This is a genomic window from Salinicola rhizosphaerae (assembly GCF_014652715.1).
GTDB classification, from domain to species: Bacteria; Pseudomonadota; Gammaproteobacteria; order Pseudomonadales; family Halomonadaceae; genus Salinicola; species Salinicola rhizosphaerae.
In genome coordinates this window covers 114,422-138,651 of record NZ_BMZI01000008.1, presented here as the reverse complement: position 1 = coordinate 138,651, position 24,230 = coordinate 114,422, and the positions used below count along the sequence as shown (strand labels likewise).

Here is a 24,230-nt window from a genome sequence, read left to right as displayed (position 1 = left end):
ATGTTGAAGGATTCCCCTCGGGTCTACGGTGTCGTGACGCGGACGCTGCACTGGCTGATTGCCGTACTGCTGCTGATCCAGTTGGCCGGCATGTTCTCTACCACGTTACTGGGGCAGGGCAATGCGATCTATTCGCTGCTCGCACCCTGGCACAAGACGCTGGGTGTGACGCTACTGATCCTGATCGTCGCGCGGGTACTGTGGGCGTTGACCCAGATTCGGCGTCGCCCCAGCCACGAGGGAACGCAGGGACGGCTGGCGGTGGCGGGCCACGTGGCGATGTACGTTCTGCTTGTGCTGATGCCGCTCTCCGGCGTGCTGATGAGCTGGGGCGGCGGCTATGGCGTCAAGGCGTTTGGCACGATGCTGCTGCCGCAGGGAGCCGACGTCGCTTGGGCCAGTGCTTTCCATGCCTGGCACGGCCCGGTGGCGTGGGTATTGAGTGCACTCATCGTGGGCCACATTGCCATGGCATTACACCATCACTTCGGCCGCCGCGACGGCACGCTACGGCGCATGGTCGGCCGCGAGGATCCGCGCTAGCGAGGTGCTTTCGTGGTGCTGCCGGTGCCGGGCTCGCCTGCGCTGACCGGGGTTTTCTGGCTATCCACCCCGGCAGCCGTGCCATGGGCCGTATCCAGCTCGCTCTTCCAGCGCTGTACGGCGACCTGCTCCTTGAGCAGGCCCAGCATGTCGATCAGCACCTGCTGGGTGACCTTGTCGGTCGTCTTGTCGACCCGCAGCCAGGCATCGATGCCGCTGCCGACGAGGTCGGCCAGCAGCGAATGGAACTGCGGTGAGCGCAGCCCATCGATCGCCTCGTGGACCACGCGACTGGCGATGTTGCTGAAGCTGCGCTCCAGGCTCTCCGCCACGCTGTCGCCCATCGGCAGCCGCCTCAGCCGCTTGAGCTCCGCGTTTTCCTCCAGCGTGCGCGACACCAGCGCGGCAACGTAGCGATGCACCTGCTGGTGATTTTCCGCATAGCTCTTGTCGATGGTGCGCTCCAGCCTCGCTGCGACCTCGTCGACCAGCGCCTGCTTGCGCGGCTGGATCACCTCCTGCGAGATACGTTGGGTCAGATGGTCGCTGTGGCGAACTTCGTCCTGCAGGTCGCTCAAGAGCTTGACCGCGACGCGGTCGGAAAGCTCCTCCATCAGGACACCGTAGTAGGTTCGGTAGAAACGGTAGAGCCACCAGTGGGTCACGTCGATCACACCCAGCCGCTGCAGGCGAATCATCAGCGAGATCACGCGCAGCACGCGCAGCCAGCGGAAGCCGGCCAGCGGAATGCAGCCGAGCACGTCGTACCAGTGCACGAAGGGGTAGAAGAACCAGCGCACGTAGCGGCGCTGGACGATGGCGATGATCCAGCCCAGCAGCACATCGAGCATGAAGATGCCGACGAAGCAGAGATCGATCTCGAAGAAGTTGGCACGAATCGTGCGGTCGTAGAGATCGTGCAGGTCGGGCGCGATGGCGTGGAAGGCGCTGTTCAGCGGCGGAATCAGGTAGAGGCTGTCGAACAGCAACAGGCCGAGATTGATCGCTACCAGGACCACGATCGCCACATCCCAGGCGACCAGCAGGCGCTCGCCGGCGCGGTTGGGAATGGGAGTGCGGGTACTGGGGGCTGACATCGAACATCCTTGTTCGGCGAAGGGTTATGAGACGGTCGCTAGTCCAGGCGTTCGGAGGGATACGCCTTGAGATGCTCGGCCATGGCGTGGCGCTCTTCCTCGGCTTCCTGCTTGCGCAGCTTCTTGCGCAGCGCGGCCTTCTCGAAGCGTAGCTTCTGCAGCGGGGTCTTCAATTCCAGCGGCGGCACCGAGACTGGTTTGCCGTCGCTGTCCACCGCCACCATCGTCAGATAGCAGCTGTTGGTATGGCGGATCACGTGACCCTGGATCGACTCCGCCAGCACCTTGATACCGACCTCCATCGACGACCGTCCGACGTGGTTGATCATGGCCAGGAAGGTGACCAGCTCACCGACGTGGATTGGCTGCTTGAACAGTACCTGGTCCACCGACAGTGTCACGACGTAGCTGCCGGCATAGCGGCTGGCACAGGCGTAGGCCACCTCATCGAGCTTTTTGAGAATGGCGCCCCCGTGCACCTTGCCACTGAAATTGGCCATGTCGGGGGTCATCAAGACGGTCATCGACAGCTCATGCTGTCGTGGCAGGTCGTCGGCTATCACGGAGTCCTCATCTGGCATCGTTTTTCTTTGAAGCAGGTCGAGTCAGGTAAGCCGATGCAGTCAGATCGGCTCTGGGTGCAGATGTACCACGTTTGTCGACCGCTGCCCATTGATCGGGTCGATAGCCTGGCATCTACAGCAGCGTCAGACCCAGCCCGATCACGACCCCGGTAACGACCAGCTGAACCAGACAGAAGCCCATGATGTCCTTGGCATTCAGGCCGGCGATGGCAAGCACCGGCAGCGCCCAGAACGGCTGCAGCAGATTGGTCCACGCATCGCCCCAGGCAACGCCCATGGCAACGCGCGAGACATCGGCGCCGAGTGCCTGCGCCGCCGGCAGCATGACCGGCGCCTGCACCGCCCACTGACCGCCGCCAGAGGGCACGAACAGATTGACGACGCCGGCGCTGATGAACGACCAGAACGGCAGCGTGTCGGCGTTGGCGATGGTGACGAACCACTCGGAGAGCGACTGGGCCAGTCCCGACTGCATCATGATGCCCATGATGCCGGCATAGAAGGGAAACTGAATCACGATACCGGCGCCACCCTTGATTGCCTCGTTGAGGCTCGTGAGCAGGCTACGAGGCGTGCGATGGAGCACAATGGCGAGCATCAGGAACAGGAAGTTGACGCTGTTAAGGTTGAGCCCGCCGCCGGCAAAGCCGAAGTCATGAACCAGATAGAGCAGCCCCGGCACGCCGACAAACCAGGAGAGCAACGTGCTGTTCTCCAGCCGGTCAGCGGGGCGCGTGTGCGTGGGGGCCTCGGCTTCCTCGGGTTCCGCGAGCTGTTCGGCCCGCACGAAGATACTTTCGCCATCCGACGGCAGCATCCAGCGGTTGACCAGCGGCATGATCACGAATAGCGCGATGACGATGATCAGGTTGTAGGCCGAGAAGATCGTCTGCGAAGTCGGGATGATGCCGATCTGCGCTTCGCTGAAGTGGCCCGGCGTGGCGATCGTCAGCGGAATCGAGCCGGCCAGGCCGCCGTGCCAGACCACGAACCCCGAGTAGGCACTGGCGATCAGCAGCCGATAATCGACGCGAATGCGCCGAGCCAGCGCCTTGGCAAAGAGTGCGCCGATGACCAGGCCGAAGCCCCAATTGATCCAGCTGGCGGCCAGCGACACCAGCGTGACCAGCACGATCGCCCCGCCGGCCGAGTGAGCGAGCCCCGCCAGAGCGTCGAGCAGACGCTTGACCGGCGGCGAACTGGCCAGCATGAAGCCGCTGACCAGCACCATCAGCATCTGCATCGAGAACGAGAGCAGCCCCCAGAAGCCGTCGCCCCAGTAGCGCATGACGGCCAACGGCGACTGCTGCTCGAAGCCCATGGCAGCGAGCGCCGCGATGATCGTCAGCAGCAGCACGAAAATATAGGGGTCGGGCAAATAGCGCTCGACCAGCTTGACCGCCGGGCGGGAGATTCGTAGCAGCATCGCGTGGGCTCTTGTTCTGAAGGACTCAGCGCGAGCCTAGCGCATCCCTCGAGCGCCCAGCAGTCAACCTTGGTCGAGCGGTAGCTCAGGCGGCGACGCCTGCGCGCCACCGCGTTCGTCGATAGTGGACATAGCAGGCGCCGAGCGAAGCGGAGCGCACGAAGGTAAAGAGCAGGAAGGAGAACCACAGGCCGTGGTTGCCGAAGCTCTGCGTCAACCACCAGGCGGGCAGGTAGCAGGCGATGGCGAGCCAGACGGTATCGCGCATGGCGCGACTGGCGGTGGCGCCGATGAAGACACCATCGAGCAGATAGCTCCAGACGGCCAGCGCGGGCATCGCGATCATCCACGGCAGATAGTCGGCGGCGGTCGCGCGCACCTCGGGCAGATCGGTGAGCTGAGCGATCAGCGCGTTGCCGCCGAGGGCGAACAGCAGCATGGCGGCACCGGCAACCAGCAGCGAGAGCTTGCCGGCGGCCCGTACGGCATCGCCGAAGTCGTCCCAGTGTCGCTTGCCGACGGCGCGCCCGGTCAGCGCCTCGGCGGCATTGGCGAAGCCGTCGAGCGCGAACGAGGTCAGCATGATGAACTGCAGCAGCACCGCGTTGGCGGCCAGCACGGTGTCGCCGAAGTTGGCGCCCTGCGCGGTAAAGAACGCCTGGGCGAAGAGCAGCCCGAGCGTACGCACGAACAGATGCTGATTGACGCCGATCAGCGCCGCGTAGTGAGACCATGCCTTGAGCGCGGCGCGATCGAGCCGGCCGCCGAGATGACCGCAGTGCACGGCGACGCGCCAGAGTCCGAAGGCGAGCGCGCTATAGTCGGCGATCAGCGAGGCCCAGGCGACGCCGTCGCTCGCCATGCCGAAACCGGCGACGAACAGGAGATCGAGCGCGATGTTGACGCCGTTGGTCAGCAGCAGAATCGCCAGCGTGATGCGCGTCTTCTGCTGGCCGATGAACCAGCCAAGGATGGCGTAGTTGGCCAGCACGGCCGGTGCGGAGAAGATGCGGATATGGGCGTAGCTGGCGGCCAGCGACATCGCCTCCTTACTACCGTCCAGAAGCCACAGGCCGAAATCGATCAACGGTGTCGAGAAAAGGATCAATAGCGCGCCGATGACACCCGCCATCACCAGCGACTGCGCCAATAGCTGGCGGACGTCGCTGTCGTCCTCGCGCCCGACCGCTTGCGACGTGAGACCGGTCGTGCCCATGCGCAGAAAACCGAAGCCCCAGTAGAGAAAGCTGAAGAGCGTTGCACCCAGTGTCACCGCGGCCAGGTAACGCGAATCCGGGAGATGCCCGACCACTGCGGTGTCGACCAGACCCAGCAGCGGCACGGTGATGTTCGACAGGATGATCGGCCAGGCCAGCGTCCAGATATGGCGAGTGGTATAGCGGGCAGTTGGCGGGCTGGCCACGGCGTTCCTTGGATTGGATGGGGCGATTGAGACGGTGCGGTGGGTAAAGGTCAGTGTCGTCTAGACGATGACCGCAGACGCCTCAAGCCGCCGTGATGATCTTGTACTTCTCCATCAGCTGATCCTGGGTCTCCTCGCGCTCCGGGTCGAGCGGAATGCAGTCGACCGGGCAGACCTGCTGGCACTGCGGCTCGTCGAAGTGGCCGACGCACTCGGTGCAGCGCGCGGGGTCGATGACGTAGATCTCCTCGCCCGGCGAGATGGCATCGTTGGGGCACTCCGGCTCGCACACATCGCAGTTGATGCATTCGTCGGTGATCATCAGCGCCATGTCACTCTCCTCCCGTGGCGTTCACGGTAAATCGCTCGCGCAGTGCGTCGACGACGCAGGGCGATACATGTTTCGAGACGTCCCCGCCGAGGCGCGCGATCTCGCGCACGATGGTCGAGGAAATATAGGAGTTCTCGATCTCCGGCGTCAGGAACAGCGTTTCGATGTCCGGCGCCTGAGCGCGATTCATGTTGGCAAGCTGCATCTCGTACTCGAAGTCGGAGACCGCGCGCAGACCGCGCAGAATGATCCGCGCATCGAGCCGCTCGAGCAGCTGCGTCAGCAGGCCGTCGAAGCCGATCACCTCGACGTTGGGCCACTCGGCGACGACCTCCCGCGCCAGCGACTCGCGTGTGGCCAGCGAGAGCGCGGGCTGCTTGCGCGGACTTTCAGCGACGGCGATCACCACTTTGTCGAAGATCCGCGCGGCGCGTTGGATCAGATCGCGATGCCCGTTCGTGATCGGATCGAAAGTGCCGGGGTAGACGACCGTGTTCATGCCATGCGCTCCCTGTTCATTCCGCGCCCGCGGGCTTCCCGCCACGGGCTTCGCGGCGGCCAATCAATCGAGCGTACCAAAGGGGTTGTCCGTTTTCAGCGAGACCGGGCTGGCGTAGCCGGGGATCTCGATCGCGTCTGCGCCGATCGTGAGTTCCGGGCCCTCCAGCACGCCCTCTCCGAAGCGGTAGATCACCTCGAAATGGCCCGCATCCGCCTTGGCCTCGTAGCGCTCGGCGGCTGCCAACGTCTGCTCGCGTCGATGACGCCAGTCGTCCACGGCGCGCTGACCGTGACGCTTGACCAGCAAACGCTCGGTCACCGCGGGCGATAGCACGAGGCCGGTGGCGTTGTTGCCACCGAACCCCTTGGCGTTGACGAAGGTGGCGTCGGCGCCGAACTCGAGCGGTTCGCGAAAGAAGCGTAGACGTTCGGCGTAGACGTCGTCGGCAATCGCATCCAGCGTGGGGATACCGGGCACCCAGCCGTGGGCGAACGTGCCCAGCGCGCTGGCCATCTGATCGCCGGCGGCGCTGCCCTGCGAGTGGCCGATGAAGGCCTTGATCGCGGCGACCGGCCAGTTCTCGATGCCGTTGGCACGGGCGATCTGGTCGAAGATATGCGACTCGGTGGTGCGATTCTTCGGCGTGCTGGTGCCGTGGGCGTGAAGATAGGTGCGGTGGCGCACGCTTTCGTCGCCCAGAATCGAACGTGCCAACGCGACCGATTTACCGAGCGTGATGTAGTTGCCGATGCCGGGCGCCGAGATGGAGCGCTTCCAGCCGTCGGCGTTGACGTGGATCTCCGGCACCGAGCCGAGAATCTGCGCACCGGTCTCGAGCGCCAGCGAATCGTCCATCAGCAGCACGAACTGCGAGGCTTCGGCGATGGTGAAGCCGCAGTTGCGTGCGAACGGGCGGCAGGCGCGCTGGTAGTCGGCGTCGGTGAGCAGCTCGAGAGCGTCGAGCGCCATCAGGCTCTGGTCGTCGGCCAGCGCGCTCATGGCGCGGAAACCTTCGATGATCTCGGGCGTGATCGGGGCGTCGCTGGTGCCGACCATGACCACGCGGCGGCGGCCCTGGCGGATCTCCTCGACGCCGAGGCGCAGGTTGTAGAGGAAGGTGGCACAGGCACCCTGGATCGCGCCGGTCGCCCCGACGCTGCCGAGCACGTAGGCGTTGAGAAAATCGGCCGGCATCTGGCCGTAGCCCAGCGGCATCTGCTTGGAGGTCACCCGATTGCCGGAAACGTAGCTCTTGAGCATGCCGCCCCAGCCGGCGTCATCGAGCTGGCCGATGGAGTTGCCGGCGTAGACGGCGATGGCGTCCGGGTCGAGACGGTCGCGCAGTGCCTCCCAATCGAGTCCGCTCTGGCCGAGGCAGTCACTGACACCGAAGATCGCCATCGACAGCCCGCGCGGATGATGCACGCTGCGGTAGAAGGTGTCCGGCGCAAAGCCCTGGGGCAGTTGGCCGGCAGCGCGAACCTGCGCCTGACGATGCTCCGGCAGCAGCGCGTGAAGATCGCCGGCGGGTACGCTGACCTCGACGCTGTGACGGTCTTGCTCGTGGACTTCCCAGCCGGGCGGCAGCGGTTGCGGCAGCTGGCGGCGCGATGTCGTGAAGCGCAGCGGCGCCTCGAGCGTCATCGTCAGCTCGCGGTTGCCGGGGATGCCGGCCTGCTGAAAAGCGTCGTCTTCGATACGCCGGATCAGGGTATGCGCGAGTATGCGCTCGCGATAGCGCTCGACGATCTCCCGCTCGCCGAGCCGCGTGCCGTCGGCGTCGCGCCACTGGCCGGTTTCGTCCCGGTTGACCAGCTGCATCAGCGCGGCCAGCGCGACCAGTGTCCGGGTCTGCTCCGTATCGGGCAGCACGTCGAGAATCGTGCGGCGATAGCCGCGGTGCCCTGAGCTTCTACCGGCGGCGTTGATGCCGCCCATACCGACGATTACCGGTAAATGTGACAAGCCACGTCCCTCGTGAACATTGGGGCAATCGATGCCTGATGACATGGGGATGGCGCGACTGCGATGAAAGGGCCTCTCGGGCCGGGAGGCGCAGAGTCGCCGACGTCGCGCCGACGGGCAACGTCGCTCGCGCATGCCATCGAAGGCCGTATTGCCAGGATTGGCTGAATGTGGGCTCGGATGATACACCTGCGCGCACGCGGCGTCATGCCGCGGCGCAGCTACAGGCTCAGGTCATGGCTCAGGTCGGAGTTCGGGCGCCGGAGAGCAGGCTGGCCTCGGATGCTACAATGCGCGGCTCTGTCGCCGGGGCGAGGGCGTCGATGACGATCGCCAATCTCGACGCCACTCATCCTCTCTTCACCTCGATCGTGGACCACCATGCAAGCAGCCTCGCGCACCATCTCCTCTTCGCAGCTCGGCCCGCACCAGGATCTCGAGCGTCGCGTTCTGCGGGCGCGTGACGGGGAGTGGCGTCGGCCATCCGCCGAACATACCCGACTCGCCTTCGCGCAGGCCGAGCGCTGGCTGGCGGACCAGCATCGACCGCTGATCCTGGATGCCGGTTGCGGTGTCGGGCTGTCGACGCGGCGATTGGCCCAGCGCTTTCCCGACCACGCCGTCATCGGTGTCGACCGCAGCGAAAAGCGACTGTCGCGAGATCACGGCGCGATTGGCGACAATGCGCTGCTGGTGCGAGCGGATCTGGTCGACTTCTGGCGACTGGCGCGAGAGGCCGATTGGCGGCCGGCGCGCCACTATCTGCTGTACCCCAATCCTTATCCCAAGAGCACGCAGCTCAAGCGTCGCTGGCACGGGCACCCGGTTTTCCCGACCGTGCTGGCGCTGGGAGGGCGGCTCGAACTGCGCTCCAACTGGTCGATCTACGTCTCGGAATTCGCGATGGCCGTCGAGCTGCTGACGGGGCATCGGCCAGCACCGCGCGAGTTCGACCCGGCCGGTGAGTTCCTGACGCCCTTCGAGCAGAAATACGTCGAGAGCGGACAGACGCTGTGGTGGCTGGAAGTGGACCTGGGAGCGGGGCGCTTCGACGCCCACATGGCGGGGGCGCGGCCATGAGTTATCTCCTGCTGGCGCTCGCCATCCTGGCGGAGGTGATCGCGACGACTTCGCTCAAGGCTTCTGCCGGGTTCTCGCGGCCGCTGCCCAGTGTCATCGTCGTGCTGGGGTATGCCTTTTCGTTCTATGCGCTGTCGCTGGTGCTGCGCACGCTACCGGTCGGCATCACCTATGCGATATGGGCCGGGCTCGGCATCGTGCTGGTCACGCTGATCGGTATCTTCGTTTACGGCGAGAAACCCGATTTTCCGGCACTGCTGGGCATGGGACTGATCATCGCCGGCGTTGGCGTCATTCAAATTTTCTCACGCATCTCGTCGCACTGAGACTGAATTGATTGATACGCTGCGCGTGGTCGTTTCTCCTGTTTTTCAATCCCGATCTCTGGCGCGAGAAAGTCATCATGCGGCGATGGTTGATTCGAAGTTGTCTGGTTACCTCCGTTCTCTCTCTTACCTGTCTCTCCTTCGCTGCCCAGGCGGCCGGCTTCGATCACGTCGCCAAACTGGCCGACAAGGGCTTCGTGATCAGCGCCCAGGCCCGGCTCCTGGATAGCGGCGACGTGCTGGGCGCGCTCAACCCGACCCAGCCGCTGTCGCCGGCATCGGTGACCAAACTCTACACGGCTGCCGCATCGCTCGACCGCTGGGGCCCGCAGCACCGCTTCACCACGCGCCTGGTTTCTACTGGCGATGTCGGCAGCGACGGCGTGCTGCACGGCGATCTGGTGCTCGATGGCGGCGGTGACCCGGCGCTGACCTCCGAAGAGCTGTGGCTCTTGATCCAGAAACTGCGCGAGCGCGGCATTCATCGCATCGACGGGCAGCTGGTCGTCAGCCAGTGGCGCTTCGGCCCGGTCGGCTGCGAAACCACCGATCGCTGCAAGACGCAGACCGAGGGCACCAACGCCTATGGGGCGCTGCTCTCCTCGGCGGCGGTCAACTACGCCAGCTGGTGCGCCACGGTGATGCCGGCCCAGGTCGGTCAGCCGGCGCATATCACCAGCTGCGACACGGTGGCGCCGACCCTGCGGATCGACAACGACGTCAAGACCGTCGCTGCGGGGCAGGCGGCCAGTCTCTACGCCAAGCGCGTGACCGATAGCAGCGGCGATACGCTGCGCGTCAGCGGCCAGATTCCCGCCGGTACCTATCCGCGCCCGGTCTACAAGTCGAGCTCCAATCCGGCGGATCAGACGGGGCAGACACTCTACTCGCTGCTCTCGCAGGCCGGCATCCAGATCGGCGGCGGCTACACGGTCAGTCAGCAGCCGCCGCCGATCAGCGCCAAGCCGCTGGCGGCGGTGGAGGGCAAACCGCTGCAGGAGCTGCTGCTGCGCACGCTCAATTATTCGAATAACTTCATGGCCGATACGCTGGCGATGGACCTGACCGCCGGTTCCCAGCAGAGCCTGCCGAGTGCGGGGCATGTGCTCGAGCAGTTCGCTGCGGGCCTGTCGGGTTCCGGGCCGGTCACACTGCGCAGCGGCAGTGGCCTGACGCCGGAGAACCGGGTCTCGGCGCAGGACGTCAACGCCCTGCTGGCGGCAATGTACGGCCGCGCCTCGCTATTTCCGACCTTCGTGGCGGGCATGCAGGTGCCGACCAACGGCCCGATGCACTTCATCCGCCGCGGCAGTCAGACCTTCCAGGATCACGTGATGCTCAAGACGGGGACACTCAACGAGCCGGTGACCGTTCGCGCCATCGCTGGCTACTTCCGCACCGAAAGCGGTCGCTGGGGCAGCTTCTCGGTGCTGGTCAACGGCACTGCCTCGACGCCGTATCTCTCCTGGCGCCAGACACTGCCGCTGATCGCCGACGATGTTACGGCGATGATCGAGAACCACTGATCCTGGGCGAGCGGTCCGTGGGGCGGATGCATTGCGCGACGCGGGCCGCTCGCGCAATCTATTGTCCTCTCGATCCTCGCCATCTTCTTATTCACGCGTCGCGGTCGTTACCGCGACATTGACGAGATCTGCATCGTGAAAGAGATCGCTTCTCTTGGCGCGGGGCTGCTTCTGGCCTCGCTCGTGCTTGCTGGCTGCGCCGCCGATGGCGGGCAAGAGCCGCCCACCGAGCCGCTGATCGGCACCTACTGGAAGCTCGCGCAGCTCGACGGCAAGGACGTCGTGGTGGGCGATAACGAGCGCGAGCCGCACCTGGTGTTCGACCGCCATCATCGGCTGATGGGTTCGACCGGCTGCAACCGCCTGACGGCGGGCTTCGAGACGCGGGATGAGGCGATCACGCTCTCTTCGCTCGCCTCGACCCGCATGGCGTGCGCCGCCGCGCTCATGACTCAGGAGCAGCGCTGGATGGAGAGCCTCGGTCGGGTGGCGCGCTACGAGATTGTCGGCGACCGGCTGATCCTCGAGGATGACGAATCCAATCCGCTGGCGGAGCTGACAGCCAATGCACTTTACTGAGCAACCGCCTGAGCGACCGTTTCGTCCTGCGCGGGCGTTGGCGGCCAGGTACCGTCGGCAGCGCTTTTTGGTCGAAGGGGAGATGTCATGCGCTTGATCGACTGTGAGTTCTCGGCGCATGGCGATGCGGTGCTGGCGATCTTCAACCACGCCATTCTCAACACCACCGCGCTCTACGAATATCAGCCGCGAACGCTGGCTTATGTGGAAGGCTGGTTTCACGCCAAGCGCGACGCCGACTACCCGGTGCTCGGCGCCGTGGACGAGGAGAGCGGACGGCTGATGGGCTTTGCCAGTTACGGCGCCTTCCGTCCCCACGCGGCTTACCGTTACAGCATCGAACATTCGGTCTACGTCGATGTCGATTTTCGCCGCCGTGGCGTCGCCCGGGTGCTGATGGAGGCCCTGATCGTTCGCGCCGAGCAGCAGCAGTACCACACGCTCGTTGCCGGCATCGATGCCGCCAATGCCGGCAGCATTTCGCTACATGAGCAGCTCGGCTTCGAGCGAGCCGGTACCGTGCGCGAGGCGGGGTTCAAGTTCGGCCGCTGGCTCGACCTGGCTTTCTACCAGAAACTGCTGACGACGCCCGAGCATCCCGAAGCGCGGTCGCGATAACGGCACAGACCGGCGTGAGACGCGCACTGCCCGCGGCCTCACGGTGACGCGGGGGTGTCGTCACTCGCGGCGGCGGCGGCGTCGGGAGAGGCGTTCATCGCATCGGTCGGCGTGCTCGGCAGGGCGTCAGAGCCGATTGCCAGCTTGTCGGCGTCGGCGATGTAGACCTCCTGACTGGCGCGCAGATAGAGGCAGAGTTCCTGACCGGCCTGACCGTTCATATGTGCCTGCGGGTAGTGGCCCTGAATCAGCAGGGCGGTCATGCCCGCCTCGTCGTCGAAGATCACCGGCTCTCCCGCGGGGGCTGCATCCGGGAACTGGCTGGCATCCTCGCACTGCGCGACGAGATCCTGGCGCTGCGCTTCCCAGGCATCATCGCTCGAGGCGTGAGCGGCGGCGGACGCCAACGCGATCGCGATAGCGGAAAATCCCAGGGCGTGACGTTGGGTGAGCAGGAGATGGCGCATGACGAGCGCTCCTTCAGCCGTGAATGTGAAGACAGGGCGGGCGTGATCACCGCGGCGGATGCCCCGTCCATGACAATGCGTCCCGCAGTATAGATCGCCGCTCGGAATTTCCACTCAACCACCGGTCCGAACCCTGCATGGCGCTAACGGTTTCTCTGCTGTTTCTCGTCGTCGTGTTCTGCACGGCACTGCTCTCCGGCGTCTTCGGCATGGCCGGCGGACTCATCCTGCTGGGGTTTCTGCTCGCCTGGTTGCCGCCAGCGACGGCCATTGCGGTGCATGGGGTGATCCAGCTCTCCTCGAATGCGTCGCGGGCCTGGCTATCGCGACGCTATATCGATTGGCGCATCGTCGCTGGCATCGCCGTGGGCGTGGGAATTGCGGCCCTGGTGCTGGCGCTGGTCGAGTATCACCCCAGCGAGACCGTGGTGCTGATCGTGCTCGGACTGATGCCGATCATGGTCTGGATTCCCAAGCGCTGGTTTCACTTCAACGTTGCCCGGCCGTCGCACGCCGTGGTCTGCGGCATCATCTCCGGCGGTTTGACCATCGCCGTCGGCGTTTCGGGGCCGACGATCGATATCGGCTTCATCCGCACCCAGCTCGACCGGCGTACGGTGGTCGCGTCCAAGGCGATCATTCAGGTGATCTCCCACGCCCTGAAGATCGTCTTTTACTGGCGCGCGGCGCTGGTGCTAGGGCCGGGCGAGTGGGGCTGGGTCCTTCTGGGCATCCCGATCGCCTTTCTCGGCACGCGCAGCGGAAATCTGCTGCTTTCTCGCCTCACCGACACGGGATTTCGCACCTGGACACGCTGGATCGTCACCGTGGTTGGCGGGTACTACCTGGTCCGCGGGGTTCTCGGTCTGCTGTGATTTCACGCTGGTGACCTGGCCGCTTTGCCCTGGCTGCGGGCAGCCTCCGCGCGCGCATCGCGTGGCGGCGGTGATTAGTCCTGCGAAGGGCTGACACCGAAATAGCGCTTGTACTCGCGGCTGAACTGCGAGGTGCTGCGGTAGCCCACCTCGCTGGCTGCCCGGGCCACGTTGACCCGCTGCTGAGACAGCAGCACCCGCGCCCGCAGCAGCCGTAGCCGCTTGAGATACTGTACCGGCGAGACCTGCGTCACCCGCTTGAAGTGGTGATGAAAGTGCGAGGCACTCATGTTGGCGCGGGCGGCCAGTGCCTCGACCGTCAGCGGTGCGGCGAAGTGGCGATGGAGATAGTCGAGCGACTCGGCAATCCGGGCGTAGTGGCCCTGTCGCTGGACGAGCTGGCGCAGAGATTGGCCCTGGGGGCCGTTGAGCGCCGCGAACAGCACCTCGCGCACGCGGCCCGCGCCGAGCGCGCGACTCGCGGCCTCGTCGTGCAGGCAATCGGCAAGGCGCTGCACGGCCTCTGCCATCGTGCGATCCAGCGCCACGGCGGCCATGGGGGCTGCGTCGTCATCCGACAGGCTCGTCGGCATCTGGTGTACCAGCTCGCTCAGCGTCAGCGGATCGACGGCAATGGAGATGCCCAGCAGCGGCGCATCCGGGCGTGCCAGTGTCTCGCACTCGAAAGGCAGCGGCATGGCCTGGACCAGGTAGTTGCCGGGGCCGTAATGGATGGTGCGACCTTCGAGATAGCCGATCTTGTCGCCCTGGGCGATGAAGAATAACCCGGGTTCGTAGATCAGCGGCGTGCGTGGGTGACTACAGCGGGACGCGATCAGCCGGACGCCGTCGATGGCGGTCTCGGAAAACCCCTCCTGCTGGACCAGTGGCTCGAGTGTCGAGGCGAGCCTGGTAGCCCAATCCTCGGAAGGAAGCGTTCCGGCGCGGCCGGCATCCGAGACCTGTCGATCGCGAAGCATCGGCGGAATGGAGTGTTCGAGCATGGCAATTCCTCGCATCGCAGAGAAGGCGCCGGGTTGGCGGATATCATCGTATTATGCACGTTATTTAAGTTATACAGTAACAAAACGTCGATTTTAAAGAGGATATGGCAGCCGTTGTACAGCATTCGGCATGGCGCATCACGGGGTCATGAACCAGACTTTCGGGCGACTGATCCACTGTATTCATCAATCAGGACGATGTGACATGACTACCGCGACACCTGCAAAGGGCTACGCTGCCCATTCCGATTCCAGTCCGCTCGAACTGTGGAACTTCGAGCGCCGTGCGCCGCGGCCGGACGACGTCTCGATCGAGATTCTCTACTGCGGTGTTTGTCACAGTGACCTGCACTTCGCCCGCGATGACTGGGGTATGGCCTCCTATCCGGTCATTCCGGGGCACGAGATCGTCGGTCGCGTGACCGCCGTCGGCGGCGAGGTCAAGAACCATCAGGTCGGCGATCTCGTGGGCGTGGGCTGCATGGTGGACTCCTGCCGTCAGTGCAAGGCGTGCAACGATGGCCTCGAGAACTACTGCGCCGAAGGCTTCGTGATGACCTACGGCAGCCCCGACAAGCACGACGGCACGCTGACGCAGGGCGGTTACTCCGACAAGGTCGTGGTGAGCGAGCGTTTTGTCGTGAAGATGCCGGATGGCATCGATCTCAAGTCAGCCGCGCCGATTCTGTGTGCCGGCATCACCACCTATTCGCCACTCAAGCACTACGGCGTCAAGCCGGGGCACAAGGTCGGCGTGATCGGCATGGGCGGTCTCGGCCACATGGGCGTCAAGCTGGCCAAGGCGTTAGGGGCCGAGGTCACGCTGTTCACCCGCTCCGAGTCGAAGAAGGCCGAGGCGAAAAAGCAGGGCGCCGATCACGTGGTCATCTCGACCAACGACGATGAGATGGCAGCGGTCGCCGAAACCTACGACTTCATGCTCGACACCGTTCCGGTCCAGCACGACATCAACCCGTATCTGGCCGCGCTCAAGCCCGATGGCACGCACATCCTGGTCGGTCTGCTCGAGCCGCTCGAGCCTGCCGTCTCCGGCGCCAATCTGATCTTCCGTCGCCGCGTGCTGGCCGGCTCGCTGATCGGCGGCATGCCGGAAACCCAGGAAGTGCTCGATTTCTGTGCCGAGAATGGCATCACCTGCGACGTCGAGATGATCAACATCGATCAGATCAACGAAGCCTGGGATCGCATGCAGAAGGGTGACGTCAAATACCGCTTCGTCATCGACATGGCTTCGCTCAAGAGCGCCTGATCGCGACGGCTACCGCCCTCAAGCCAGCGCGAACCGGTTCTGGCGATCCAACGGCCAGTGCCGGGCCAGTGAGCTGGCGAGCGGCCGGGGGCAGGCGAGGTGAATTCGCCCGAGTGCGAGCCAGTTCGCCAATGCCTCGAGACGGTCGGCCAGCGCGGAGAGCGCGTCATCGCCGATCGTCTGGCCGGGCTCCGGATGCAACGCCAGCACCTTCAGCTCGTCCTCGCCGCGACGAGACCGTAGATCGACCCGCGCGATCAGACGGTCACCGAAGAGAAACGGCATGACGTAGTAGCCGAACCGGCGTTTGTGCGCCGGCGTGTAGAACTCCAGCCGGTAGCGAAAGCCGAACAGCCTCTCGGTCCGCTCGCGATACCAGATCAGCGAGTCGAACGGCGACAGCAGCGCGGAGGTTGTGACTGTTCGCGGGATGACCGGCTCGCCCACCATGAAAGCCGTCTGGCGCCACCCCTCGACGGAGACCGGCGTGAGGCAGCCCTCCTCGATCAGTGTATGCAGTGCCTCGCGCGTGTCTCGCGGGGAGAGCCGGAAGTAGTCGCGAAGATCCTTCTCGGTGGCGACTCCCTGGGCGCTGGCCGAATGCTTCATGAGTTGGCGGTGTGCCTCGAGTCGGGTTGGCTCCGCTGCCTCCAGCACGCTCTCAGGTAGCACGCGTTCCGGCAGATCGTAGCGCCGTTCGAAACCACGCCGATGGGCGACGGTGATCTCGCCGGCGGCAAACAGCCACTCCAGTGCCAGTTTCTCATCGCTCCAGTCCCACCACTGTCCCGCCGGTGTATCGCGTGTGCTGAGCGCGCCAGCGCTGACGGGGCCGTGCTCGCGAACGCTCGCCGACACGCGTGCGATGAGCTCCTGGCGCTCGCGACCGAAACGTGCCAGATGGCGATAGATCCCGATGCCGTCTCGCGCGTCTCTCATGCGCCAGCGAAATGCCGGGTAGAGCGACAGCGGCAGCAGCGACGCCTCGTGCCCCCAGTATTCGAACAGGTAGCGGTGGCGATTGGCGCTCCACGATGCTTCGTCGAGCAATCGCCACGGGTAGGCCCCGAGCCGGGCGAATGTCGGCAGATAGTGGGAGCGCGTCAGCGCGTTGACGGAGTCGATCTGTAGCACCCCCAGTCGATCCAGCAGCCGCCTGAGATGCCCGCGGTTGATGCTCTGGGGATGAGGCGAGGTAAAACCCTGCGCCTTGAGCGCGAGGCGGCGCGCTTGCGCCTGGCTCAGCGAATGCGGGGGAGAAGAGAGGGCTTCGGGCATGCGGATCGGCACCAGGATTGATTCACGCCCCAGTGTCGATCAGCAGCCGGGATCTGGCCAGCGACAGGCGCCGCCGGCCGAGATCCGAGGCGTTCAGTCGTCCTGCGCGGTCAGCGCGTCGACCAGGGTATCCACGTTGTGTTGGAACATGCCGAGGTAGGTGCTGCCTTCGCCATCCGGCGTCAGGGCATCGGCGTAGAGCGTGCCGCCGATGACCACACCGGTCTCTTCATGCAGCTGATCGATCAGCGCCGGATTGCTCATGTTCTCGAGGAACAGTGCCTTGGCGTGGCTGGACTCGATCTGCTTGGCCAGCGCGGCCATGTCGCTGGCGCTCGGCTCGTCGAGCGTGTTGACGCCGACCGGCGACAGCAGCTTGAGGCCGTAGGCATCGCCGAAGTAGCCGAAGGCGTCGTGCGTGGTGATGATCAGGCGATCGGATGCCGGAATCGCCGAAAGGCGCTCATGGGTCTCTTCATCCAGCGCTGCCATCTGGTCGAGATACTGTTCGGCGTTGGCGCGGTAGTCATCGGCGTTGTCCGGATCGACCTCGATCAACGCATCCCGGATGTTGCGCGCGTACTGCTCGCCGTTCTCCAGATCCTGCCAGGCATGTGGGTCGGTATCACCGTGATGGTGATGGCCATCCTCGTCGTGATCGTGACCGTCCTCGTCATGGCCGTGGTCATGATCGTGGTCTTCATGCTCATGATGGCCTTCCTCGCCCTCGTCATGATGGCCTTCCTCGCCCTCGTCATGATGGCCTTCCTCGCCCTCGTCATGATGGCCGTCGAAGGGGCGCGTCTTGATGCCGTCGCTGGCCACGACCACGTCGCCGTCGTAACCGCTGGCGTCGATCAGACGGGTCATCCAGCCTTCGAGCTGCAGGCCGTTGATGACGACGAGATCGGCGTCGGCCAGCGACTGTGCATCGGCCGGCTTGGGTGAAAACGCGTGCACGTCGCCGTCCGGGCCGACCAGCGAATCCACCGACACGTGATCGCCGCCGATAATTTCGACCATGTCATCGAGAATGCTGAAGCTGGTCACGACCTTGAGCGGGTCCTGGGCGTAGGCGTGAGTCGCGGTCAGCGCAGTCGCGCCGAGGGCGCCGATGAGCAACGTGCGAAGCGGAGCTTGTGGCATTTTTTTCATTCCTTTCGATGGCCTGAGATGCACGAGGGGTCGTCCCCCTTACCCGTGAGCGTCGGGGGGCAGAATCGGCTGTACCCGACGTCGCCAACGGGCGAAGACACTGTGATACCGGCCGAACAGCGCCGAAAACAGATAGATGGCGCCCGCGAGCAGGATGATGCAGGGGCCCGAAGGCAACCCGGCGTGGTAGGAGAGCAGCAGACCGCCGACGCTCGAGAGCATGCCCGCCGCAATCGCCAGCCCCATCAGCCCCTCGAGCCGCTTGGACCAGAAGCGTGCCGCCGTCGCCGGCAGCATCATCAGCCCCACGGCCATCAGCGTGCCGAGCGTCTGGAAGCCGGCGGTCAGATTGAGCACCATCAGACCGAGAAACAGCCCGTGCACGGCGCCGCCGCGAATGCCCTGACCGCGCAGGAACAGCGGGTCGAGGCACTCGACCACCAGAATGCGGAAGATGGCGGCGAGTACGATCAAGGTGGCGCTCGAGACGCCGACGATCAGCCATAACGCCGTGCTGTCGACCGCGAGAATCGAGCCGAACAGCACATGGGTCAGATCGACGCTCGACCCGCGCATCGAAATCAGCATGACGCCCGCCGCCAGCGAGATCAGATAGAAGCTCGCGATCGCCGAATCCTCCCGGTGGCCGGTCAAGCGCGACACGCCACCGGCCAGTCCGGCAACCAGCAGCCCCGCGATCAGCCCGCCGACGCTCATCGCCGGCAGCGAGAAACCCGCGAGTAGAAAGCCGACCGCGACACCCGGCAACACAGCATGCGCCATGGCGTCGCCGACCAGACTCATGCCGCGCAGCGTCAGGAACACGCCGAGTGGCGGCGCGACCAGCGAGAGCGCCAGCCCCGCCACGAGCGCGCGACGCATGAAGCCGAAATCGACAAGGGGGGACACCAGCCAGTCGATCATGCCGAGCCTCCTGCGGTACGCGAGCGATGCGCGAGCGGCGCGGGGGCGGCGCTCGCCTGCGCGTTCGGTGTGGTCCAGGTCGCATGGCCACGATCCAGATGGAGAACGCGATCCGCCAGCCGCGCCAGCTGATCCTGATCGTGCAGCACGACGATGATCGAGACGCCGCTGGCCGCCATGTCGCGCAATACCTCGATCAGAATATCGATGGTGGCCGCATCGACGTTGGCGAAGGGCTCGTCGAGCAGCAACAGCTGCGCCTCCTGCATCAACGTGCGACCGAGCAGCGCGCGCTGGCGCTGACCGCCGGAGAGCTCGCCCAGCGGGCGGTGTTCCAGCGCCTGCAGGCCAAGGCGATGCATGATCTGCTGGCCGCGGCGATACTCGGCCGAGCCATAACGCTTGAAGCTGCCGTGCGTCGGCCAGCAGCCGCTCATCACCAGCTCCTCGACGCTCATCGGAAAGCTCAAATCCAGCGCCAGCTGCTGCGGCAGCCAGGCGCGTCTCGCCTTGGGCACCTCGCAGCGCACGCGCCCCGCGATCGGTTTCAGCACACCCATGATGCCCTGCACCAGCGTGCTTTTGCCGGCGCCGTTGGGCCCGACCAGCGCCGTGATCGTCCCGGCCTCGAAATGGCCATCGACGTTCTCCAGCACCAGACGGTTGCCCTGCGCCAGCGACAGCGATTCGAGCGTGAGCACAGCAGCCATCAGCTCCACGCTCCGGCCGCCCAAGCGGCGACGAGCCACAGCAACGCAACGGGCAGCAGCGCCAGCAGCACGCGGCGCCCCGCGCCGAGCGACATCAGCGAAAAATGACACGGCCCGTCCGGGCGGTGTCGATGACGGTGTGACATGAAAGAGACCTCAAGCTTGAGGCGAGGAGGTTATATCATAACAAAACGGGTGGGAAGGGGTTTTGGGGTCTAGCGCTGACGCGGTCCCGTCCAAGGGCTGGAGGGCTATTTTGGCACTATGACCACGTAAAGCATCGATGGTCGGTGGCTCCGTCGTTGATGCCGGTAAGGCATGGCCGTTTTTCGTGTCAGCGAAGCGAGTGCCTGATATCAGCCAACGGCAGGGTGACGCGGCACAGCAAACCGCCGCCGTCGATTCAAGGCATCGGCCACGCTGGTCGGCCAGGCGGCATCGCTGAGCTCCGGTGAGGTCATGGCGCGAGTCGCCGAGGCGGCGCGGCAGACGCTACCGGCCGAGACCGCCGGGCTCGACTGGGAAGGAATCACTTATCAGGAGTCGATTGCCGGCAGCCAGATCTACTGGGCTTTTGGCCTCTCGCTGGTTCTGGTCTATCTGCTGCTGGCGGCGCAGTACGAGAGCTGGTTTCTGCCGGTGGCGGTAATTCTCTCGGTACCGGCAGCCTTCGTCGCCATGCACGGCATCGAGCGGCGCTGGAAAGCACGCAAGACGGTCAGAGCACAGCGCGCGAGTTCTGACCGAGCAGAGAGGCATCGCGGTGGTCACTGTCTTCCCCGGCCAGCAGCAAAGCCGGGGTGTTTTAGGCCTCGATGCCGGGGCGCTGGGCTTCAATGGTCCGGAATGCTCAACAAAATGTCACCGCCGCCGATAGCTCATTCAATCTCCGTTTGCGTTGGCCAGGATCGCCATGGGTGCCGATTCCACTCCTACAGACGTCGTGACGCTGGAAGACGCCTCCGATATTTCCCGAATTCTGTCCTCGATACAGGACGATATCTATTCGTTGACGGTGTCGTTCGGCCGGGACGAGACGCACTTTCCCGCCACGCTGAGCGATATCGAGTTCGCTTCTCGGAGTCTTTCTCTCGAGGCGGTGGATGCACAATCGCTCGATCTACGGACGTTGGCGGGTAGCTCGCTGTCGCTGCGCGTTGATCGTCTTTCTGAAGCGGTCACGTTCGAGGGTGGCGATATCGTCGACGCTGGGCGTCGGGGGGATAACGTCAATCTGGTCTGCGGCATGCCGACACGCATGCTCACGCAGTCCAAGCGGCGGGAGGTCCGGGCGTCACTGATCAACGGGATGCAGGCGCGTGCGACGGTAACGGTGCTCGAGGGCCAGCCTCCGATCGTGACGCGGTTGAAGAATCTATCCGTCGGCGGCTGCCTGGTCGCTTTCCCGCTGCGCCATAGCGCACCGTTTCGGATAGACATGTTGATCCCCTCGCTCGAACTCGCCTTTCCCAATGGGGATAGACTCTCGGTCGAGGCTCGAATTCGCCATGTTACGGCGCCGGGACGGTCCAATCAGGTATTGGTGGGGTTCTCGTTCGAGAATCTCTCTCCGGAACAGCAGCAGCGGGTGGTGCACTTCGTCGACGAGACCGAGCAGGAAATTGGCTATCGCCAGCGTGAGACGGGGCGGCTGGCATGGCCGTCACCGCTTTATCGTCTCGATGCGGCTCGCGCAGGGCGTTTTCGGGAGCGCCGACGCGGCAAGGTGAAAGAGCCGCCGATGGTGCCGACCATCCGTGAAGTTTCCCGGCAGATCCATCTGTCCTTACTGAAACTTCACCAGCGCCGGCCGCTGCCGACGGCGATGCTGTATCTGTCGGCCGACAAGCTTCTCAAGTTGCTGAAACAGAACCGGCAGGACTTTCTCTATTCGCTCCACTGCCTCGACGACGAGCCGGGCTGGGTTCAGCATTCGGTCTGCGTGGCAGGGCGTCTGGCCGATCTGATGATGGCAGAGCAGACGCTGGCGCCGTTGTCACGCGATGCCATCGTGGGGGCACTGCTCCACGATCTCGGCAAGGCCATGCTGCTCAGCAATACGCTGCCCTCGTTGATCGGTGCGCTCTCTCGCCCCCAGAAACAGCAAATCCGGGGACACGTCGGCATTCTCGCGGAGCGTCTCGATGCCGTGGGGTGGAAGGGCAAGCCAGCGACACGACTGGTGATCGAGCAGATCAACGAGCGCTTGGACGGCAGCGGATATCCTCGACAGTTACAGGCGGAGAGCCTGTCTCCGCTGGCTCGCGCTGCGGCGGTCGTCGATGTCATCGATGCCATGACACGTGCCCGTGGAGACCGGAAGGCGCTAACGGCCATCGAGGTCTACCGGTACCTCTATCACCGCCCTGAGACCTTCGACAGGCACTGGGTAACCCGTTATATCCAGCGACAAGGCTTTTACCCCATCGGCAGTCTGATCCGTTTTTCGCGAGGATTTCTGGGTTGGGTAATGGCGCTGACGGAAACCGGGCAGCCGGCGCGCGTTCATGTCGTCTTCAACGGTGCCAACGGCACACCGCTGGACGAGATCGTGTCGAGAATCGATTTCCATCTACTGGGAAAGCCTGAGGGGCTGGTCAGGCCGGAAGCCTACGATCTCGGTCGCTGACCGATGCCCGGTAGAGAAGTTCCGGCAGACCGCTGCCGCCTTGTCGGGCGTCGCATTCTTGTGCGTCGCGAGCACTGTGCAGGCGACATCTGGCGCGCGATGTGGGACTAGTCCTCGTCATCTTCCGGCGGGGCTTGAAACGCGCGCTTGTCATCCGGAAGGCGGACCAAATCTCCGACGCTCAACTCGCCCAGACTGTCATGGCGTTTGCCATCGTCGCCGACCAGTGCGGCGACCTTGCCGATACTGACGCCGTCCTTGTAGGCCTCGACCTGTACGCGGACGCTGGCGCCGTGATAACGCGCGGTCAGCATCATGCCTGGCTGCGGCGTGACGCGGTGCTGTTCGTCCTTGGCGTAGTGCGCATCGACGCTGGCGTCTCCCGGTGTATCCCACTCTACGTGCTTGTGCATGGCGTTCTCCTGCTCATTGTGAATCTGGCGCCTTCAGCGTAGCGCGGAATCGACGTTGGCGCCGTGGCCTAGGGTCCGCGCTTTCGTCTATCGTCGTGGACACGAACCGTTACGAACGGCTTGTCTTTTGGCGGCGCTGACAGCAAAGTGAACGAGGTTCATTCAAGCGTTTCTTCGCAACCAGCAGGTCTATTCACGACGAGTTTCACAACGAACAATTCGCAACTCACAAAGAGCGATCAAAGCGATGAAAAAGACAGTACTGGCACTCGCCGTCGCCGCCACCACCGCGTGTGCCGGTGTCGCGCAGGCAGACGTGAAGGTCGGGTTTCTCGGCGGATTCACCGGGGGGATCGAAAGTCTGACGCCGCCGATCTTCGATGGCGCCAAGCTGGCGATGGCCGAAGTCAACGCGCAGGGTGGTCTGTTCGACGGCGAAGACATGGCGATGCCGTCGGGCGATACGACCTGTTCGGACGCCTCGGCGGCTTCCAACGCGGCGGATCGCCTGGTCAATAGCGAGAAGGTCACCGCGATCGTCGGTGCGCTGTGTACTGGCGCCACCATTGCGGCGGCCAATAATGCCGCCATTCCGGGCAACGTCGTCATGGTGTCACCGGCGTCGACCGCGCCGGCCGTCACCGATCTCGACGACAACGATCTCGTCTTCCGCACCGTTCCGTCCGACGCCTTCCAGGGCGAGCAGCTGGCCAAGCTGCTGCTCTCCAAGGGCATCGAGGATGTCGCGGTCACCTACGTCAACAACGACTACGGCCAGGGGCTCGACGACGCCTTCACCAAGACGTTCGAAGCCGAAGGCGGCTCGGTCACGGTCAACCTGGCGCATGAAGACAACCGCGCCGACTATCGCTCCGAAATCGGTCAGCTCTCCGCCGGTGGCTCGCAGACGCTCGTGGTGCTCGCCTACGCGGATACCTCCGGCCAGACGATTTTGCGTCAAGCCTATGAAAGCGGCGCCTTCACCCAGTACGCCGGTGGCGACGGCATGGTCGGCAATTCGCTGATCGAGGCCGTCGGTGCCGATGTGCTCGAGGGCATGATCGCCACGCGTCCCGGCTCGCCGGACACGCCGGGAACCGATATCTTCACCGACCTGGCCAACAAGGCGGGCATCGACCCCAGCGCCGTCTTTGCCGCACAGTCCTACGATGCGGCCTTCCTGCTGGCGCTGGCCATCGAGAAGAACGGCAGTGCCGATCGCGACGGGCTCTCCGAGGCGCTGCGTGATGTCGCGACCGCGCCGGGCGAAACGATCCTGCCGGGCGAATGGGAGAAGGCCAAGAAGCTGATCGACGAAGGCAAGGAGATCAACTATGAAGGTGCCTCCGGCGGTGCGGAGTTCGACGACAACGGCGACGTGCCGGGCATCGTGGTCGAGATGGCGGTCGAGGATGGCAAGTTCGTCACCAAGGGTCCGGTTGGTGAATGAATGGCGTCACCAAAGGGCCGGTTGGTAAATGAATGGCGTCACCAAGGGGCCGGTT

The 24,230-nt window shown here is 64.6% G+C and carries 25 protein-coding genes and 1 pseudogene; 11 read left to right on the top strand and 15 right to left on the bottom strand.

Annotated features, from left to right (window positions below; genetic code table 11):
* Positions 1-543: a cytochrome b gene (locus tag IE125_RS17285; protein WP_189445928.1), complete on the top strand. Its 543-nt coding sequence runs from the start codon at positions 1-3 to the stop codon at positions 541-543.
* On the opposite strand, the gene IE125_RS17280 is transcribed toward IE125_RS17285, so the two are convergent.
* The 7 genes from IE125_RS17280 to IE125_RS17250 form a co-directional block, all read right to left on the bottom strand.
* Entirely contained in the window at positions 540-1,640 is a 1,101-nt protein-coding gene (locus tag IE125_RS17280; protein ID WP_229809183.1) for an ion transporter, read from the bottom strand. The genes IE125_RS17285 and IE125_RS17280 overlap by 4 nt on opposite strands.
* Before the next feature lie 38 nt (positions 1,641-1,678).
* Positions 1,679-2,221 (bottom strand): acyl-CoA thioesterase, encoded by a 543-nt coding sequence (locus IE125_RS17275; RefSeq protein ID WP_189445927.1) that lies wholly within the window; start codon positions 2,219-2,221, stop codon positions 1,679-1,681.
* Positions 2,222-2,336: 115 nt separating this feature from the next.
* The gene (locus tag IE125_RS17270; protein WP_189445926.1) at positions 2,337-3,650 is read right to left on the bottom strand and encodes a short-chain fatty acid transporter; all 1,314 of its coding nucleotides are present in this window, start codon (positions 3,648-3,650) and stop codon (positions 2,337-2,339) included.
* Between the two features lie 85 nt (positions 3,651-3,735).
* Complete coding sequence (locus IE125_RS17265) at positions 3,736-5,073, bottom strand: MATE family efflux transporter (protein ID WP_189445925.1); 1,338 nt, start codon at positions 5,071-5,073, stop codon at positions 3,736-3,738.
* 82 nt (positions 5,074-5,155) lie between these two features.
* Entirely contained in the window at positions 5,156-5,404 is a 249-nt protein-coding gene (locus IE125_RS17260; protein WP_189445924.1) for a YfhL family 4Fe-4S dicluster ferredoxin, read from the bottom strand.
* A 1-nt stretch (position 5,405) separates the two neighbouring features.
* The gene (gene coaD / locus IE125_RS17255) at positions 5,406-5,903 is read right to left on the bottom strand and encodes a pantetheine-phosphate adenylyltransferase (RefSeq protein WP_189445923.1); all 498 of its coding nucleotides are present in this window, start codon (positions 5,901-5,903) and stop codon (positions 5,406-5,408) included.
* Positions 5,904-5,966: 63 nt separating this feature from the next.
* On the bottom strand, positions 5,967-7,844 hold the full coding sequence (locus tag IE125_RS17250; protein WP_189446063.1) for a beta-ketoacyl synthase: 1,878 nt from the start codon (positions 7,842-7,844) through the stop codon (positions 5,967-5,969).
* A gap of 408 nt (positions 7,845-8,252) precedes the next feature.
* Here IE125_RS17250 and trmB point away from each other — a divergent pair, with 408 nt between their 5' ends.
* The 5 genes from trmB to IE125_RS17225 all read left to right on the top strand — a co-directional run bounded on the left by trmB (position 8,253) and on the right by IE125_RS17225 (position 12,000).
* Positions 8,253-8,951: a tRNA (guanine(46)-N(7))-methyltransferase TrmB gene (trmB, locus tag IE125_RS17245; protein ID WP_189445922.1), complete on the top strand. Its 699-nt coding sequence runs from the start codon at positions 8,253-8,255 to the stop codon at positions 8,949-8,951.
* On the top strand, positions 8,948-9,277 hold the full coding sequence (locus tag IE125_RS17240) for a DMT family transporter (protein WP_189445921.1): 330 nt from the start codon (positions 8,948-8,950) through the stop codon (positions 9,275-9,277). The genes trmB and IE125_RS17240 overlap by 4 nt, the downstream gene beginning before the upstream one ends.
* A gap of 77 nt (positions 9,278-9,354) precedes the next feature.
* Positions 9,355-10,803: a D-alanyl-D-alanine carboxypeptidase/D-alanyl-D-alanine endopeptidase gene (gene dacB / locus IE125_RS17235; protein WP_189445920.1), complete on the top strand. Its 1,449-nt coding sequence runs from the start codon at positions 9,355-9,357 to the stop codon at positions 10,801-10,803.
* A gap of 135 nt (positions 10,804-10,938) precedes the next feature.
* Positions 10,939-11,382, top strand: a complete 444-nt coding sequence (locus IE125_RS17230) for an META domain-containing protein (protein WP_189445919.1) — start codon at positions 10,939-10,941, stop codon at positions 11,380-11,382.
* Between the two features lie 87 nt (positions 11,383-11,469).
* A complete protein-coding gene (locus tag IE125_RS17225; RefSeq protein WP_189445918.1) occupies positions 11,470-12,000 on the top strand; it encodes a GNAT family N-acetyltransferase in 531 nt (176 codons plus the stop codon).
* 38 nt (positions 12,001-12,038) lie between these two features.
* On the opposite strand, the gene IE125_RS17220 is transcribed toward IE125_RS17225, so the two are convergent.
* Positions 12,039-12,467, bottom strand: coding sequence for a hypothetical protein (locus IE125_RS17220; protein WP_229809182.1), 429 nt, complete (start codon positions 12,465-12,467; stop codon positions 12,039-12,041).
* 137 nt (positions 12,468-12,604) lie between these two features.
* Between IE125_RS17220 and IE125_RS17215 the strand changes: the two genes are divergently transcribed.
* The gene (locus tag IE125_RS17215; RefSeq protein ID WP_189445917.1) at positions 12,605-13,342 is read left to right on the top strand and encodes a sulfite exporter TauE/SafE family protein; all 738 of its coding nucleotides are present in this window, start codon (positions 12,605-12,607) and stop codon (positions 13,340-13,342) included.
* 74 nt (positions 13,343-13,416) lie between these two features.
* Here the strand turns inward: IE125_RS17215 and IE125_RS17210 are convergent, their stop codons facing one another.
* Positions 13,417-14,346, bottom strand: a complete 930-nt coding sequence (locus tag IE125_RS17210) for an AraC family transcriptional regulator (protein WP_229809181.1) — start codon at positions 14,344-14,346, stop codon at positions 13,417-13,419.
* 205 nt (positions 14,347-14,551) lie between these two features.
* On the opposite strand from IE125_RS17210, the gene IE125_RS17205 reads away from it, so the two are divergent.
* Positions 14,552-15,616, top strand: coding sequence for an NAD(P)-dependent alcohol dehydrogenase (locus IE125_RS17205; protein ID WP_189445916.1), 1,065 nt, complete (start codon positions 14,552-14,554; stop codon positions 15,614-15,616).
* Between the two features lie 18 nt (positions 15,617-15,634).
* Here the strand turns inward: IE125_RS17205 and IE125_RS17200 are convergent, their stop codons facing one another.
* The 5 genes from IE125_RS17200 to IE125_RS17180 all read right to left on the bottom strand — a co-directional run bounded on the left by IE125_RS17200 (position 15,635) and on the right by IE125_RS17180 (position 19,829).
* Positions 15,635-16,894 carry a winged helix-turn-helix domain-containing protein gene (locus IE125_RS17200; RefSeq protein ID WP_189445915.1) on the bottom strand — a complete coding sequence of 420 codons (1,260 nt, stop codon included), beginning with the start codon at positions 16,892-16,894 and terminating at the stop codon, positions 15,635-15,637.
* A 93-nt stretch (positions 16,895-16,987) separates the two neighbouring features.
* On the bottom strand, positions 16,988-18,040 hold the full coding sequence (locus IE125_RS17195; protein WP_189445914.1) for a metal ABC transporter solute-binding protein, Zn/Mn family: 1,053 nt from the start codon (positions 18,038-18,040) through the stop codon (positions 16,988-16,990).
* Positions 18,041-18,088: 48 nt separating this feature from the next.
* Positions 18,089-18,973, bottom strand: coding sequence for a metal ABC transporter permease (locus IE125_RS17190; RefSeq protein WP_189445913.1), 885 nt, complete (start codon positions 18,971-18,973; stop codon positions 18,089-18,091).
* Positions 18,970-19,683, bottom strand: a complete 714-nt coding sequence (locus IE125_RS17185) for a metal ABC transporter ATP-binding protein (protein ID WP_189445912.1) — start codon at positions 19,681-19,683, stop codon at positions 18,970-18,972. The genes IE125_RS17190 and IE125_RS17185 overlap by 4 nt, the downstream gene beginning before the upstream one ends.
* Entirely contained in the window at positions 19,683-19,829 is a 147-nt protein-coding gene (locus tag IE125_RS17180) for a hypothetical protein (RefSeq protein WP_189445911.1), read from the bottom strand. The genes IE125_RS17185 and IE125_RS17180 overlap by 1 nt, the downstream gene beginning before the upstream one ends.
* Before the next feature lie 265 nt (positions 19,830-20,094).
* Here IE125_RS17180 and IE125_RS19460 point away from each other — a divergent pair.
* A pseudogene (locus tag IE125_RS19460) lies at positions 20,095-20,346 on the top strand (efflux RND transporter permease subunit); the annotation flags it as partial.
* A gap of 250 nt (positions 20,347-20,596) precedes the next feature.
* Positions 20,597-22,312, top strand: a complete 1,716-nt coding sequence (locus tag IE125_RS17175; RefSeq protein WP_189445910.1) for an HD domain-containing phosphohydrolase — start codon at positions 20,597-20,599, stop codon at positions 22,310-22,312.
* Positions 22,313-22,419: 107 nt separating this feature from the next.
* Here the strand turns inward: IE125_RS17175 and IE125_RS17170 are convergent, their stop codons facing one another.
* Complete coding sequence (locus IE125_RS17170) at positions 22,420-22,725, bottom strand: hypothetical protein (RefSeq protein ID WP_189445909.1); 306 nt, start codon at positions 22,723-22,725, stop codon at positions 22,420-22,422.
* Between the two features lie 247 nt (positions 22,726-22,972).
* Here IE125_RS17170 and IE125_RS17165 point away from each other — a divergent pair, with 247 nt between their 5' ends.
* Complete coding sequence (locus tag IE125_RS17165) at positions 22,973-24,175, top strand: ABC transporter substrate-binding protein (protein ID WP_189445908.1); 1,203 nt, start codon at positions 22,973-22,975, stop codon at positions 24,173-24,175.
* The last annotated feature ends 55 nt before the right edge of the window (positions 24,176-24,230 follow it).

Coding starts and splice junctions, on each gene's coding strand:
- IE125_RS17170 (WP_189445909.1), bottom strand. CDS start 22,725: ATGCACAAGCACGTAGAGTGGGATACACCGGGAGACGCCAGCGTCGAT.
- IE125_RS17200 (WP_189445915.1), bottom strand. CDS start 16,894: ATGCCCGAAGCCCTCTCTTCTCCCCCGCATTCGCTGAGCCAGGCGCAA.
- IE125_RS17240 (WP_189445921.1), top strand. CDS start 8,948: ATGAGTTATCTCCTGCTGGCGCTCGCCATCCTGGCGGAGGTGATCGCG.
- IE125_RS17260 (WP_189445924.1), bottom strand. CDS start 5,404: ATGGCGCTGATGATCACCGACGAATGCATCAACTGCGATGTGTGCGAG.
- coaD (WP_189445923.1), bottom strand. CDS start 5,903: ATGAACACGGTCGTCTACCCCGGCACTTTCGATCCGATCACGAACGGG.
- IE125_RS17205 (WP_189445916.1), top strand. CDS start 14,552: ATGACTACCGCGACACCTGCAAAGGGCTACGCTGCCCATTCCGATTCC.
- IE125_RS17275 (WP_189445927.1), bottom strand. CDS start 2,221: ATGCCAGATGAGGACTCCGTGATAGCCGACGACCTGCCACGACAGCAT.
- IE125_RS17280 (WP_229809183.1), bottom strand. CDS start 1,640: ATGTCAGCCCCCAGTACCCGCACTCCCATTCCCAACCGCGCCGGCGAG.
- IE125_RS17285 (WP_189445928.1), top strand. CDS start 1: ATGTTGAAGGATTCCCCTCGGGTCTACGGTGTCGTGACGCGGACGCTG.
- IE125_RS17220 (WP_229809182.1), bottom strand. CDS start 12,467: ATGCGCCATCTCCTGCTCACCCAACGTCACGCCCTGGGATTTTCCGCT.
- IE125_RS17175 (WP_189445910.1), top strand. CDS start 20,597: ATGGGTGCCGATTCCACTCCTACAGACGTCGTGACGCTGGAAGACGCC.
- IE125_RS17270 (WP_189445926.1), bottom strand. CDS start 3,650: ATGCTGCTACGAATCTCCCGCCCGGCGGTCAAGCTGGTCGAGCGCTAT.
- dacB (WP_189445920.1), top strand. CDS start 9,355: ATGCGGCGATGGTTGATTCGAAGTTGTCTGGTTACCTCCGTTCTCTCT.
- trmB (WP_189445922.1), top strand. CDS start 8,253: ATGCAAGCAGCCTCGCGCACCATCTCCTCTTCGCAGCTCGGCCCGCAC.
- IE125_RS17215 (WP_189445917.1), top strand. CDS start 12,605: ATGGCGCTAACGGTTTCTCTGCTGTTTCTCGTCGTCGTGTTCTGCACG.
- IE125_RS17190 (WP_189445913.1), bottom strand. CDS start 18,973: ATGATCGACTGGCTGGTGTCCCCCCTTGTCGATTTCGGCTTCATGCGT.
- IE125_RS17180 (WP_189445911.1), bottom strand. CDS start 19,829: ATGTCACACCGTCATCGACACCGCCCGGACGGGCCGTGTCATTTTTCG.
- IE125_RS17250 (WP_189446063.1), bottom strand. CDS start 7,844: ATGGGCGGCATCAACGCCGCCGGTAGAAGCTCAGGGCACCGCGGCTAT.
- IE125_RS17165 (WP_189445908.1), top strand. CDS start 22,973: ATGAAAAAGACAGTACTGGCACTCGCCGTCGCCGCCACCACCGCGTGT.
- IE125_RS17185 (WP_189445912.1), bottom strand. CDS start 19,683: ATGGCTGCTGTGCTCACGCTCGAATCGCTGTCGCTGGCGCAGGGCAAC.
- IE125_RS17225 (WP_189445918.1), top strand. CDS start 11,470: ATGCGCTTGATCGACTGTGAGTTCTCGGCGCATGGCGATGCGGTGCTG.
- IE125_RS17195 (WP_189445914.1), bottom strand. CDS start 18,040: ATGCCACAAGCTCCGCTTCGCACGTTGCTCATCGGCGCCCTCGGCGCG.
- IE125_RS17210 (WP_229809181.1), bottom strand. CDS start 14,346: ATGCTCGAACACTCCATTCCGCCGATGCTTCGCGATCGACAGGTCTCG.